This is a genomic window from Streptomyces sp. NPDC013317, from assembly GCF_055563155.1.
Map to the genome: position 1 here is coordinate 57290 of NZ_JBVHDX010000005.1, position 12926 is coordinate 70215.

Here is a 12926-nt window from a genome sequence, read left to right on the forward strand (position 1 = left end):
CCCGTGACCCCCTCCAGCCCCTCCCTGCTCGTACCGTTCTACGAGCACCCCGCCGACCGGCCCGAGGAATGGGACGCCGTGGTCGCGGCCGCGCCGTCCCTGTACGGCGTCGTCCTCAACCCCGCGAGCGGCGCGGGGACGGCCCCCGACCCCGGCTTCGCCGTCGTCGCCGAACGGCTCCGCGCGGCCGGGGTCCGGGTCCTCGGCTACACCGACACCGCCTACGGGCGGCGCCCGCACGGCGAGGTCGTCAGCGAACTGCTGCGCCACCGCGACTGGTACGGAGCGGACGGAGCCTTCCTCGACCAGGTGCCGACCGCGCCCGAGGCCCTCGCCCATGTCCGCCGCATATCCGTCGCCGCACGCGCCGCGGGCGCCCGCACCCTGGTCCTCAACCACGGCGCCCATCCCGACCCGGGCTACGCCGAACTCGCCGACCTGCTGGTCACCTTCGAGGGCCCCTGGGACTCCTACCGGGGCCTCGATCTTCCGCTCGCCGACCACTACTGCCACCTGGTCTACGCGGCCCCGCGCGGCGCGCTCCCGACGACCCGCGTCCACTGCGCGGTCCCCGGCACGGGCTCCCACCCCTGGGGCACCCTTCCGCACGCCCTCACTCGTGAACCCGCCCCGGCAGGCCAGGGCGTGTTCTCGGCCGGGTGACCGGCTAGAGGGTGTGCACCGCGCCCAGGGTCAGGGCGACGAGCACCACCGTGGCCGTCACCTCCTCCACCGCCCCGAACACGTCGCCCGTCACCCCGCCGAACCTCCGCACACAGCGCCGCAGCAGCAGGGCCGCCGCGGCGAGACCCGCGCCCGCCGCGAGGACGTGGCGCAGGGCGTCGTAGGGGGAGAACAGCGCCCCGGCCGCGGCGCAGGTCACCAGGACCGCCGCGGTGACGAGGGACGCGGCGCGGGCCGGGACGGTGGCGGCGACCATCGCGCCCAGGCCCTCGGGGCGGGCCGCCGGGATGCCCTCGCGGGAGGCGTGGGTGAGGGCGAGCCGGGCGACGGTCGCGGCGAGGACGGCACCGACCGCGCCGTACGCCCAGCCCTCCTCGTACAGCCGGTACAACGCGGCGACCTGGGCGAGGAGGACGAAGAGCAGCACGATCACACCGAACGGACCGATGTCCGACTGCTTCATGATGCGCAGCGCGTCCTCGGCCGGCTTCGCGCTGCCGAGCCCGTCCGCCGTGTCCGCGAGTCCGTCCAGGTGCAGGCCGCGGGTCAGCAGGGCCGGCACGGCCGCCGTGGCGACGGCGGCGAGCAGGGGACCGGAGCCGAGCAGCAGGAGCACCCCGCCGGGCGCGGCCGCGAGCAGTCCGACCACGAGGCCGGCGAACGGGGCCCAGAGCATGCCGGCGCGCGCCGCGTCCCTGTCCCAGCGGGTGATGCGGGCGGGGAGCACGGTGAGGGTGCCGAAGGCGAAACGCAGGCCGTCCATCCGGGCAGGGTAAGCCAGGCCTCCAGCCTGTAAATTGCGCATATCGCGTATACGGCGCATATCCGAAGCAGGTGGCATGGGTCACTGGTTCTACCGAAACTTCGTCGAGCCGGGAAAGCTCCCGCTGCTCATCGCCCTGTTCTCGTTCGTGGTGACGTTCCTGGTCACCCGGGCGATCGTGCGGATGATCCGGGCCGGGAAGGGCCCGTTCGGCAATGTGGAGTCCGCCGGCGGACTCCACATCCACCATGTCGTACCCGGTGTCGTCCTCACCGTCGTCGGCGGCTTCGGGGCCGTCGCCAGCGGCCGGGAGGGTGTCACCGCCTGCGTCTTCGCGGCGGTCTTCGGGGTCGGCGCGGGGCTCGTCCTGGACGAGTTCGCGCTGATCCTCCACCTCGACGACGTCTACTGGAGCGACCAGGGGCGCAAGAGCGTCGAGGTCGTCGTCCTGACCGCCGCCCTGGTGATGCTGGTCCTCGGCGGTTTCTCACCGCTGGGCGTCAACGAACTGACGCAGGACCAGCGGCAGAACCGGGCCGCCTTCATCCTCACGCTGCTCGTCAACTTCCTCTTCGTCCTGATCACCCTGGTGAAGGGGAAGTTCCGGCTGGCGGTGCTCGGGACCCTGGTGCCGTTCGTGGCGATCGTCGGGTCCGTCCGCCTCGCCCGTCCCGGCTCCTGGTGGTCCCGGCGTCTCTACCGGCGCCGCCCCAAGGCCCGGGCCCGCTCCCGGCTGCGCACCTATCGGCACGACCGGCGCTGGGACAAGGTGCGGCGCAGACTTCAGGACGTGATCGGCGGCTTCCAGGAACGGGTGCCGGGCCGCAGTTCCGGCTCGGGGTCCGACGGCGGCGGCTGACGGCGCTCCCGCCAGGACTCGACCGCCATGAGCGCCAGCACGGCGGCGATCGCCGCGAGGTGTTCCTTGCCCGCCAGGTTCGTCTTGACCAGGACCTCCACCACCATGGCGACGACCACGAGCGCCCCGGTCCACCGGGCCCGGTAGCGCCGACAGACGTACACGGCGAGGCCGACGACGGCCGCCGACGGGCCGGTGTCGACCACCTGCGCGTCGGAGGCGGGCAGCCCCAGCGGGCCGTCCGGGCCCAGGGCGAGGCCGGCGCGCGCGTACAGCGTGCCGGCCAGCGTCGCGAGGTAGGCGATGGCGAGGGTGCGCCACCGCCCCAGGCATATCTCGGCGATGCCGAAGACCAGCAGCAGCTGCGCGAGCGCGCCCCACACCGGCAGGTCGAGCGCCGGTACGAAGAGGGAGAGCGGGGTGCGCAGCAGGGCGAGCCAGAGCGGGTCCTCGGCCCGGACCGACCCGATGTTCTGGACCGGCTGGTACCCCCAGTCCTGGTTCTGCACGAGCTGGAAGAGCGCCGTGAGGAAGACGGCCCCCAGTGTCATCGGCACCGCCCGCCACCGCCGGGTCACGAGCGCGGTCCGTACGGCCACGTACAGCGGCCCCCACTCGCGGCGGGCGAAGTCCGTGAGCGCGGACCTCACCGCTTGCCCTCCAGGTGCTTGCGGTGCATCCACTTCGGCAGGCCGGGGGCCTCCAGGAAGCCCTCGGCGCGTCCGGCGGCCAGGCCGATGCGCAGCAGGTCGGCGCTCTTCTCGAAGAGCATGAAGCGGGGCTCCCAGATCGGTCGGTACTTGGCGTTGGCGCGGTACAGCGACTCGATCTGCCACCAGCGGGAGAAGAAGCTGAGGAGGGAACGCCACATCCGCAGCACGGGTCCCGCCCCGAGCTTCGAGCCACGTTCGAAGACGGAGCGGAACATGGCGAAGTTGAGCGAGACCTGAGTGATCCCGATCTCCTTGGCGCGCTGGAGGAGCTCGATGACCATGAACTCCATCAGGCCGTTCTCCGCGTCCCGGTCACGGCGCATCAGGTCGAGCGAGAGACCCTTGGGGCCCCAGGGGACGAACGAGAGCACCGCCCGCAGCTCGCCGGCCTCGTCGCTGCACTCCAGCATCACGCAACGGCCGTCCCGGGGGTCGCCGAGCCGGCCGAGCGCCATGGAGAAGCCGCGTTCGGTCGCCCCGTCGCGCCAGTCGTCGGCCTTGCGGAGCAGCTCGTCCATCTCGTCGGCGGGGATGTCCTCGTGGCGCCGGATCCGGACCTCGTACCCGGCCCGCTTCACCCGGTTGTACGCCTGCCGCACCGACCGCATGGCCCGGCCCTCGAGGGTGAACTCGTCGGTCTCCACGATCGCCTCGTCGCCCAGCTCCAGGGCGTCCAGGCCGTGCCGGGCGTAGACGGTGCCTGCCTCCTCGCTCGCGCCCATGACGGCTGGGATCCAGCCGTGCTCACGGGCCTCGGCCAGCCACGGCTCGATGGCGCCGGGCCAGGCCTCGGGGTCGCCGATCGGATCGCCCGAGGCGAGCGAGACCCCGCCGACGACCCGGTAGGCGATGGCGGCCTTCTCGCTCGGGGACCACACCACGCTCTTCTCGCGGCGCAGCGCGAAATAGCCGAGCGAGTCGCGTTCGCCCTGCTTCTCCAGGATGTGCCGCAGCCTCTCCTCGTCCTCGTCCGTGAGCGGGTCGACGGCCCGGCGCGAGCGGAACGCCGCGTAGAGCACGGCGATGATCAGCAGCGTGGAGAGCACGTTGATGGCGACGTCGACCCAGCCGGGGGTGGCGATCCCGTCGAAGCGCGAGTCGTCGGCGGCCAGGGTGATCAGCCGCATGACGCCGTACCGCCAGCGCTCGAGGAACGTCGAGGTGCCCGTCGAGGTGTTGGTCACGGTGACCAGGAACGCGGCGAGCAGCGAGGTGACCAGGAGCCCGCCGACCGCGACGACCGCGGCGAGCAGCGGGTTGGAGCGGTCGCCCTTGGCGTAGAACTCCTTGCGGCCGAGGACCAGCGCGAGGACGAACGCGGCCGTCAGGGTGAGCGAGACCCAGTTCTGGGGGTGCTCCCGGATCTCGGCGAAGGCCATGGCCAGGGCGAAGAGCAGCAGGAAGAGACCGCTGAGGACGATGTTGAGGATCCACGCGGCGCGCTTGCGGCGGCGCATGGTGATCGCCAGGAAGAGCGTGAAGACGCCCGAGGCGAAGCCCGCCGTCAGCAGGTACGGGGTGAAGTAGTCGTCGGTGTTGTGCCGCCGGAGGTCCTGGCCGAGCGAGACCCAGACGGCGCTCAGGAAGTTGATGAACGTGACGGCGCGCAGGTACCAGACGGCGAACGCGGCGCTGCGCCGCGAGCGCGGGGTGGTGCCCCGGGGCGTTCCTTCGGCGGACAAACGGACCTCTCCCATGAAAAGCGATCATATGGGGCATCACTTGCCATGGCGGGGCGACGGAAGCGGTCGTCCGCCCGATGGGGGTCCCCAGGACGGAGTCCGCGGGGAAGGGACCGCTTCCGGCGCCGTGATCCGTCTAGTCCTCCTCGTCGGGCGCGCCGACCGGCGCGTCCTCCGGAGCGGTCTCCTCCGGACGCTCGGGCAGCTCCGCCGCCAGCGCGGCGGCGGCCCGGACGAGAGGCAGAGCGAGCAGAGCCCCGGTTCCCTCGCCCACAGTGACGCCGTGATCGAGCAGCGGGTTGAGCGCCATCCGGTCCAGCGCCTTCGCCTGCGCCGGCTCACCGCTCACCTGGCCCGCCAGCCACCAGTCCGGCGCCCGGAACGCCGCCCGCTGTGCCACCAGCGCGCAGGCCGCCGCCACCACACCGTCCAGGATCACCGGCGTCCGGCGCACGGCGCTCTGCAGCAGGAAGCCCGTCATCGCGGCCAGATCCGCTCCGCCGACCGCGGCGAGCAGCTCCAGCTGGTCGCCCAGGACCGGCCGTGCGCGCCGCAGGGAGTCACGGACCGCCGCGCACTTGCGCATCCACGCCAGGTCGTCGATGCCCGCGCCGCCCCGGCCGGTGACCACCGAGGCGTCCGTCCCGCAGAGGGCCGCGATCAGGGTCGAGGCCGGCGTCGTGCCGCCCACGCTCAGATCGCCGAGCACGACCAGATCGGTCCCCGCGTCGGCCTCCTCGTCGGCGATCGCCATGCCGAGCCGGATCGCCGCCTCGGTCTCCTCGGCGGTCAGCGCGTTCTCGAGGTCGATCCGGCCGCTCCCGCGCCGCACCCGGTGCCGTACGACCTCGGCGGGCAGCAGCTCCGGATCGCAGTCGAGCCCGGCGTCCACCACCCGTACCGGCACCCGCGCGCTGCGGGCCAGCACCGCCACCGGACTCGCCCCGTCCAGCACCGCGCGGACGAGCTCGTGCGCGGTCCCGGCCTCACGGCCCGACACCCCGAGCGAGGCCACCCCGTGGTCGCCCGCGAAGAGCACCACCTTCGGCTGCTCGATCGCCCGCACCTCGACCGACCCCTGTGCCGCCGAGAGCCACTCGCCGAGTTCGTCGAGGCGGCCGAGCGCACCGGGCGGAACGATCAGACGCTCCCGGCGTTCCTCGGCGTCACGTCGCACCCCGCCGTCGGGGCGCTCGATCAGATCGGAGAAGTCGTCCAGGTTCAAGGCTCTTCCTCGTGACGTCGGTCGGCGATGGAATGGGTGATCGAACCCTACCCGCGCAGCACCAGCGCCTGGCCGGAGACGACGAGGAGCACCTGCTCGCACTCGTCGCCGAAGGCCGCGTTCAGCCGGCCCAGCTCGTCCCGGTACCGCCGACCCGACGTGGTGGCCGGCACGACCCCCGACCCCACCTCGTTGGTGACGGCGACGACCGTACGGGACGTGGCGCGGACCGCCGCCACCAGCTCCCCGACCCGCTCGCGCAGCGCCTCCTGCCCGCCGTCCGCCCACCGCTCCTCGTCCCAGGCGCCCACCCGGTCCATGGCGTCCGTCAGCCAGAGCGACAGACAGTCGATCAGCAGCGCGGGACCCCCGTCCTCCCGCAGCAGCGGTACGAGATCACAGGTCTCGGCCGTACGCCACGAGCCGGGCCGCCGGTCCCGGTGCAGGGCCACCCGCTGCGCCCACTCCGGGTCGCCCTCGCGCGTCCCGCCGGTCGCCACGTACAGCACCTCGGGGAAGGTCTCCAGACGCCGCTCGGCCTCCACCGACTTGCCCGACCGCGCCCCGCCGGTCACCAGCGTGCGACGCGGCACGTCGGGCACGGCGTGGTACTCGCCGACGTACAGGGTCGTGCCGTCCGGCACCGTACGCGCCCCGGCGGCGGCGAGCCGGCGGTCCAGCTCGGCGCCGTTCGGCACGTCGTGGTCGAGGTGGACGGCGATCACGTCGGTGCTCGCCCCGACCGCCCCCGTCGACCGCAGCCGGGCCAGCGCGTCGGACCGGCCCGTGACGTCCATGACGACCATGTCGTACGGCGGCCGGTGATCGTCCGGCAGCCCGGCGGGGGAGCCGCCGGGCGGGAGGTAGAGCAGCCGCTCGCCGTCCGGTGAGGTCACCTCGTACCCGGTGCCGGGCGAGTCCATCGACACGGCCCGCACCCGGTGCCCGCTGATCAGCGTCAGCTCCCGGCCGTCCGGCACCCGCCCGGCTGCGGGCAGCCCGGCGGGCACCTCCACCGCGGGCCCGTCGTGCGGATGCGTGAGGAGCACCTGCCGTACGCCGACCAGCGAATGCCCGGCCCGGGCGGCCGCCAGCGCGGCCCCGGGCGTCAGATCGAGCAGCAGCGACTCGTCCACGAGCAGCGAGGTGGCCGCCCGCGTCCGGTCGCCGCGGGAGGACGCGCACACGGCGCAGGGGCATTCGGGGCGGGGGAGCCCGAGCGGGGCGCCGGTGCCGAGCAGAGTCAGTTCCACCCCTTGATCCTCCCGCGTCGCCGCAAGGGGTGCGCGCCCGGCTACGCTGCGGGCAGGAAACCGATCATCCGGTGAACCTCAGGAGGCGGACATGGCATGGACGTGGCGGTTCGAGAAGGCCGACGGCTCGGAGACGGCTCCCGCGGTGGAGCCGGAGGACTGGACCACCCAGGGCGACGCCGAATCCTGGATCGGTGAGGTCTGGAAGGAGCTCCTGGAGGGCGGAGTCGAGCAGGTGACCCTCTTCGAGGACGACGGGAAGATCTACACGATGTCGCTCACGAGCGCGGCCGAGGCCTAGGGCGTGTTGCGAAAGTAGCGCCGTCCGCCCGAAGGGCGGGCCCCGCGGCGTCTGGTGCGTGCGATCGCAAGGCGGAGGGTCGTCCTCGTACCGGGTGTACTCGGACGATCCCGACAACGCAGCGAGCGTGCGTGCCAGGCGTCGCGGGGCAGGCGGGACTTTCGCAACACGCCCTAGGCCGCCCCGTAGAGACGCCGAGGCGGTCCGGACCCGAGGGGTCCCGGACCGCCTTCGTCGTGTCCGCGCGGCCAGGGCCCGCCGTGCCGGGACCCTCGCGGCCTCGGGCGGCGAGGGCCGCCGTCGAGCGCCGGGCCGCGCCCCGCGGCGCCCCGGTCACCGGCCGTCGGCGGCGCAAGGAGGCGTCGGACACGGGAGAGATCCCTCCCCGGAGTCATGTTCGTCGGGTTCGCACGCCTGCGGGGAGGCGGCCGATCAGGGGCGCGGGACGCGTCGGCGTCAGCCTCGTACCCCGCACAGGTGCAGCAGCGCCGCGACCCTCCGGTAGGGCTCCGTCCGCCCGGCCCGGTCCTCCGCGGCGAGCAGCCGCTCCAGCTCCTCGGCGGCCGGCAGTCCCACATCGCCCGCCACGCCGTCGGTCAGGACCCGCACGCCGTACCAGGCGTGCAGCGGTGCGGCGATCCCCGCCAGCGTCGACGTCAGCGCGTCGAGCCGGTCGGCCCGGACCTTGAAACCGTTGTCGTCGGTGTACGTGTCCGACTCGAAGCCGGACAGCGCGCCCGACCAGTCCCCGGCCAGACCCGGCCGCATGGCCAGGGAGTCGGCGTTCCGCACGACCAGGGAGAGCAGACCGCCGGGCGCCAGCATCCGGGCGAGGCCCGCGAGGAGAGCGTCCGGCTCGGCCGCGTACATCAGCACGCCGTGGCAGAGCACGACGTCGAAGCTGCCCGGCAGGAAGTGCACACCCGTCTCGCGGCCGTCGCCCTCGACCAGCCGGACCCGCTCACGGATCCCGGCCGGCTCGGTGGCCAGCGACTCACGGGCGGCCTTGAGCAGCTCGGGATCGGCCTCCAGACCGGTCACCGTGTGACCGGCCCTGGCGAGGCGCAGCGCCTGGGTGCCCTGCCCCATGCCCGCGTCGAGGATCCGCAGCCGCTGGCCCACCGGGTAGCGGCCGGCTATCTGCTCGTCGAGCTGGCGGGCGACGAGCTCCTGACGGACGGTCTCGCGCAGCCCGCCGTACCCGCTCGGCCAGGGGGAGGTGGCGGGCAGCAGCGGACCGCCACCCGTACCCGTACCCGCGACCGTCTCGGAGCTTCCCGCGCTCAGGGCCGCTCTCCGCGCTTGACCTGCGGCTTCGGCAGTCGCAGTCGGCGCATCTGGAGCGTACGCATGAGGCCGTAGGCCACGGCACCGCGCTTCGGCTCGTTCGGGAAGCGCTCGTTGAGCTGCTTCTTCAGGCGGAGCCAGATGCCGATCGAGTCGATGACGATCATCACGATCACGCCGAGCCAGAGCAGCAGAGAGACGTTCTGCAGCACGGGGACGCGGATCATCGACAGCACGAGGATCACCACGGCCATCGGGAGGAAGAACTCGGCGATCGCGAAGCGCGAGTCGACGAAGTCGCGCACGAAGCGACGGACCGGACCCTTGTCGCGGGCCGGCAGATAACGCTCGTCGCCACTGGCCAGCGCCTCGCGCTGGCGGGCCAGGTCGGAGCGGCGGGCCTCGCGCTGGCGCTTGGCGGCCTCCTTGCGGTCGGTCGGCACCGTCGCGGCGCGACGGCGCTGGGTCTGCGCGTCACTCCGCTTCGGGGTCGGGCGGCCCTTGGGGGCCTCGGGGTCGCGGGGCTGCTTGGAGAGGTCCGCCGTCACCTTGTCGGTGGGGGCCTTCTCTTCCTTGGAACGGCTACGGAACACAAAGCCCAGGGTACGTGGTGGGGGGTGTGGACCCCAGTGCGGCCGGGAACGATCTGGTATCGGCCCGCGTCTGTGGGGGTACGTACGGACGACACGCACGGTTTCCCCGAGGTCCATCTACTCCCTGGGCCGGAGAGAGCCCGTTCGCACTCGTCCTTGGGGAGGAGCACATCCGGCCCCGAACAGTGCGTCAATGGAGACAGGGCCCGTACTGTGGATCCTGTTGGAGTGCTTGAGCCGAGTCCGTCAGAAGGGGGCGCGCGAAGCCCATGAGCGGTGTCATGAAGCGTATGGGGATGATCTTCCGCGCGAAGGCAAACAAGGCCCTTGACCGGGCCGAGGATCCGCGCGAGACCCTCGATTACTCCTACCAGAAGCAGCTGGAGCTCCTGCAGAAGGTCCGCCGGGGCGTCGCCGACGTGGCGACGTCGCGCAAGCGGCTCGAACTGCAGCTGAACCAGCTCCAGGGCCAGTCCGCGAAGCTGGAGGACCAGGGCCGCAAGGCGCTGGCGCTCGGCCGCGAGGACCTGGCCCGTGAGGCGCTCTCCCGTCGGGCGGCGCTCCAGCAGCAGGTGAGCGACCTCGAGGTGCAGCACCAGACGCTGCAGGGCGAGGAGGAGAAGCTCACACTGGCGGCGCAGCGCCTCCAGGCCAAGGTGGACGCCTTCCGTACGAAGAAGGAGACCATCAAGGCGACGTACACGGCCGCCCAGGCGCAGACCCGGATCGCCGAGTCCTTCTCCGGCATCTCGGAGGAGATGAGCGACGTCGGCGTGGCCATCCAGCGCGCCGAGGACAAGACGGCGCAGCTCCAGGCACGCGCCGGCGCCATCGACGAGCTGCTCGCCTCGGGCGCGCTCGACGACCAGTCGGGCCTGGCCAAGGACGACATCCAGGCCGAGCTGGACCGGCTGTCCGGCGGCACGGACGTCGAGCTGGAGCTCCAGCGGATGAAGGCGGAGCTGGCCGGCGGGCCCTCGGCCTCGAAGCAGGCCATCGAGGGCGGCAACGGCGCCGCCACGCCGCAGGACCAGCAGCAGTCGCAGCCGCGCTTCGACAAGCAGTAGCGAGCGGTGGCGGGCCGGAACGGGCTGGAGTAAGCAGGAGAGCGAGAAGCGGCACCGAGCGGTAACGAGCCCGAAGGACGCGTCATGATCGTACGGATCATGGGGGAGGGCCAGCGGACGCTGGCCGACAGCCACGTCGCCGAGCTGAACAAGCTGGACGACAAGCTGCTCGCAGAGATGGAGTCGGGGGACTCCGACGGCTTCCGCCGGACCCTGTGCGCCCTGCTCGACGAGGTCCGCCGGCTCGGGGAACCCCTCCCGGACGACGCCCTGGAGCCCTCCGAACTGATCCTGCCGTCGCCGGACGCGACCCTCGACGAGGTGCGCGAGATGCTCTCCGACGACGGCCTGATCCCGGGCTGAGCCGCACGACTCCAACGCACCGGTGCCCCGCCCCTCGCCCGAGGGAGCGGGGCACCGGTGCGTCGCACCCCGTACCGTTGCCTGTCGTGACCACCCTCGACAGCGGCTTCCAGCGGGGCCGGCAGTGGCTGCGGGCGCACCCCCTCGCCTTCGACGGAGCCCTCGCGTCCGCCGTGCTCGTCTGCATGATCACGGCCTCCTTCGCCGACCCCCACGGCAGCCGCAACGGCCCCACCTTCGGCGACCGCACCCCCGACGCGAGCAGCGTGCTCCTCATGGTGCTCGGCGCCGGCGCCCTGGTCCTGCGGCGGCGCGACCCCCTCGCCGTCCTCGCCTTCACCGGCGCGGTCACCCTCGTCGAGCTGATCACCGACAACAGCCCGGCGCCCGTCACGATGAGCACCGTCATCGCGCTCTTCACGGTCGCCGCCCGTACCGACCGCCCCACCACCTGGCGCGTCGGCCTCACCACGATGGCCGTTCTGACCTGCGGCGCGATGCTGTTCGGACCCACCCCCTGGTACGCGCAGGAGAACCTCGGCGTCTTCGCCTGGACCGGTATGGCCGCGGCCGCGGGCGACGCCGTCCGCAGCCGCCGCGCCTTCGTCGACGCCATCCGGGAGCGGGCCGAGCGCGCCGAGCGCACCCGGGACGAGGAGGCCCGGCGCCGGGTCGCCGAGGAGCGCCTGCGGATCGCCCGCGATCTGCACGACGTCGTCGCCCACCACATCGCGCTGGTCAACGTCCAGGCCGGGGTCGCCGCCCACGTCATGGACAGGCGGCCCGACCAGGCCAAGGAGGCCCTGGCCCACGTCCGCGCGGCCAGCCGCTCCGCCCTCAACGAGCTGCGCGCCACCGTCGGCCTGCTCCGTCAGTCGGGCGACCCGGAGGCGCCGACCGAACCTGCGCCCGGCCTCACCGTCCTCGACGAGCTCCTCGCCACCTTCCGTCACGCCGGACTCCCGGTCGAGCTGGCCCGCGCCTCCGACGACGCCGCGCTTCCCGCCGCCGTCGACCTCGCCGCGTACCGGATCATCCAGGAGGCGCTGACCAACGTGCAGAAGCACGCGGGCCCGGAGGCCAAGGCGGAGGTGAGCGTCGTCCGGGTCGGCCGGACCGTCGAGATCACCGTCCTCGACAACGGCGTCCCGCAGCAGCCGGCACCCCCCGACGGCGCCGGCGGCCACGGGCTGATCGGGATGCGCGAGCGCGTCGGCGCCCTCGGCGGCACACTGACCGCGGCACCCCGGTACGGCGGGGGCTTCCGCGTCCAGGCGATACTTCCCGTGACGGCCCGTACGGGGGAGGACACATGACCATCCGAGTGCTGCTCGCCGACGACCAGGCGCTGCTCCGCAGCGCGTTCAAAGTGCTCGTGGACTCCGAGCCGGACATGGAGGTCGTCGCGGAGGCGGCGGACGGGGCCGAGGCGGTCGCGCTCGCCCGCTCCACCCGGGCCGACGTCGTCCTGATGGACATCCGGATGCCGGGTACGGACGGTCTGGCCGCCACCCGGCTCATCACCGCGGACCCCGAGCTCGCCGACGTACGGATCGTCATGCTGACCACCTTCGAGGTCGACGAGTACGTCGTGCAGTCGCTCCGCGCCGGGGCCTCCGGCTTCCTCGGCAAGGGGGCGGAACCGGACGAACTGCTCAACGCCATCCGCATCGCCGCCGCCGGGGAGGCCCTGCTCTCGCCCGTCGCGACCAAGGGCCTGATCGCCACGTTCCTGGCGCAGGGCGGACGTGCGGGAACCGACGGGGACCCGGACTCCCCGGCGTACTCCGAGCGGCTGGCCGCCCTCACCACCCGTGAACGCGAGGTCCTCGTCCTCGTCGCGGGCGGCCACTCCAACGACGAGATCGCCGAACGCCTGGAGGTCAGCCCCCTCACGGTGAAGACGCACGTGAACCGGACCATGGCCAAACTCGGCGCGCGGGACCGGGCCCAGCTCGTCGTCACGGCCTACGAGTCGGGGCTGGTACGTCCAAGGGTGGAGTGAGGGAGTACTCCGGCGTACTCCAGACGCGGTATGCGCCGGATAAGGATTTGGACCCCGGGGCCGAGGATCCGGCGCTTCCCATGGCTGATCGTGTAGGCGGGCACCCATCACCGCCCGCCTGCCGAGCACGC

General features: G+C 73.0%; 14 protein-coding genes. 7 read left to right on the forward strand and 7 right to left on the reverse strand.

Features of this window, described 5'->3' with window-relative positions; translation table 11 throughout:
- Positions 1 to 3 precede the first annotated feature (3 nt).
- Positions 4 to 663: a spherulation-specific family 4 protein gene (locus tag ACZ3IJ_RS15840; protein ID WP_467468506.1), complete on the forward strand. Its 660-nt coding sequence runs from the start codon at positions 4 to 6 to the stop codon at positions 661 to 663.
- A 4-nt stretch (positions 664 to 667) separates the two neighbouring features.
- Here the strand turns inward: ACZ3IJ_RS15840 and cobS are convergent, their stop codons facing one another.
- Positions 668 to 1447, reverse strand: coding sequence for an adenosylcobinamide-GDP ribazoletransferase (gene cobS, locus ACZ3IJ_RS15845; protein WP_467468508.1), 780 nt, complete (start codon positions 1445 to 1447; stop codon positions 668 to 670).
- Positions 1448 to 1523: 76 nt separating this feature from the next.
- On the opposite strand from cobS, the gene ACZ3IJ_RS15850 reads away from it, so the two are divergent.
- Positions 1524 to 2306: a hypothetical protein gene (locus tag ACZ3IJ_RS15850; RefSeq protein WP_467468510.1), complete on the forward strand. Its 783-nt coding sequence runs from the start codon at positions 1524 to 1526 to the stop codon at positions 2304 to 2306.
- Here ACZ3IJ_RS15850 and ACZ3IJ_RS15855 read toward each other — a convergent pair.
- The 4 genes from ACZ3IJ_RS15855 to ACZ3IJ_RS15870 form a co-directional block, all read right to left on the reverse strand.
- Entirely contained in the window at positions 2231 to 2956 is a 726-nt protein-coding gene (locus ACZ3IJ_RS15855; RefSeq protein WP_467468512.1) for a hypothetical protein, read from the reverse strand. The two genes, ACZ3IJ_RS15850 and ACZ3IJ_RS15855, sit on opposite strands and share 76 nt — an antisense overlap.
- Positions 2953 to 4716 carry a phosphatidylglycerol lysyltransferase domain-containing protein gene (locus ACZ3IJ_RS15860; protein ID WP_467468514.1) on the reverse strand — a complete coding sequence of 588 codons (1764 nt, stop codon included), beginning with the start codon at positions 4714 to 4716 and terminating at the stop codon, positions 2953 to 2955. Before ACZ3IJ_RS15860 ends, ACZ3IJ_RS15855 begins: the two co-directional genes overlap by 4 nt.
- Positions 4717 to 4837: 121 nt before the next feature.
- Complete coding sequence (gene cobT / locus ACZ3IJ_RS15865; protein ID WP_467468516.1) at positions 4838 to 5926, reverse strand: nicotinate-nucleotide--dimethylbenzimidazole phosphoribosyltransferase; 1089 nt, start codon at positions 5924 to 5926, stop codon at positions 4838 to 4840.
- A 47-nt stretch (positions 5927 to 5973) separates the two neighbouring features.
- Positions 5974 to 7179 carry a bifunctional adenosylcobinamide kinase/adenosylcobinamide-phosphate guanylyltransferase gene (locus ACZ3IJ_RS15870; RefSeq protein WP_467468518.1) on the reverse strand — a complete coding sequence of 402 codons (1206 nt, stop codon included), beginning with the start codon at positions 7177 to 7179 and terminating at the stop codon, positions 5974 to 5976.
- Between the two features lie 91 nt (positions 7180 to 7270).
- On the opposite strand from ACZ3IJ_RS15870, the gene ACZ3IJ_RS15875 reads away from it, so the two are divergent.
- Positions 7271 to 7480: a hypothetical protein gene (locus ACZ3IJ_RS15875; RefSeq protein WP_352189339.1), complete on the forward strand. Its 210-nt coding sequence runs from the start codon at positions 7271 to 7273 to the stop codon at positions 7478 to 7480.
- A 456-nt stretch (positions 7481 to 7936) separates the two neighbouring features.
- On the opposite strand, the gene ACZ3IJ_RS15880 is transcribed toward ACZ3IJ_RS15875, so the two are convergent.
- Both ACZ3IJ_RS15880 and ACZ3IJ_RS15885 read right to left on the reverse strand, forming a co-directional pair.
- A complete protein-coding gene (locus tag ACZ3IJ_RS15880) occupies positions 7937 to 8671 on the reverse strand; it encodes a class I SAM-dependent methyltransferase (protein WP_467469070.1) in 735 nt (244 codons plus the stop codon).
- 92 nt (positions 8672 to 8763) lie between these two features.
- Complete coding sequence (locus tag ACZ3IJ_RS15885) at positions 8764 to 9360, reverse strand: DUF3043 domain-containing protein (protein ID WP_391797782.1); 597 nt, start codon at positions 9358 to 9360, stop codon at positions 8764 to 8766.
- 269 nt (positions 9361 to 9629) lie between these two features.
- Here ACZ3IJ_RS15885 and ACZ3IJ_RS15890 point away from each other — a divergent pair, with 269 nt between their 5' ends.
- The 4 genes from ACZ3IJ_RS15890 to ACZ3IJ_RS15905 all read left to right on the forward strand — a co-directional run bounded on the left by ACZ3IJ_RS15890 (position 9630) and on the right by ACZ3IJ_RS15905 (position 12795).
- On the forward strand, positions 9630 to 10427 hold the full coding sequence (locus ACZ3IJ_RS15890; RefSeq protein WP_352189337.1) for a PspA/IM30 family protein: 798 nt from the start codon (positions 9630 to 9632) through the stop codon (positions 10425 to 10427).
- Between the two features lie 84 nt (positions 10428 to 10511).
- Entirely contained in the window at positions 10512 to 10790 is a 279-nt protein-coding gene (gene pspAA / locus ACZ3IJ_RS15895; RefSeq protein WP_391797783.1) for a PspA-associated protein PspAA, read from the forward strand.
- 86 nt (positions 10791 to 10876) lie between these two features.
- A complete protein-coding gene (locus ACZ3IJ_RS15900) occupies positions 10877 to 12106 on the forward strand; it encodes a sensor histidine kinase (RefSeq protein ID WP_467468522.1) in 1230 nt (409 codons plus the stop codon).
- The gene (locus tag ACZ3IJ_RS15905) at positions 12103 to 12795 is read left to right on the forward strand and encodes a response regulator (RefSeq protein ID WP_467468524.1); all 693 of its coding nucleotides are present in this window, start codon (positions 12103 to 12105) and stop codon (positions 12793 to 12795) included. The genes ACZ3IJ_RS15900 and ACZ3IJ_RS15905 overlap by 4 nt, the downstream gene beginning before the upstream one ends.
- Positions 12796 to 12926 lie beyond the last annotated feature (131 nt).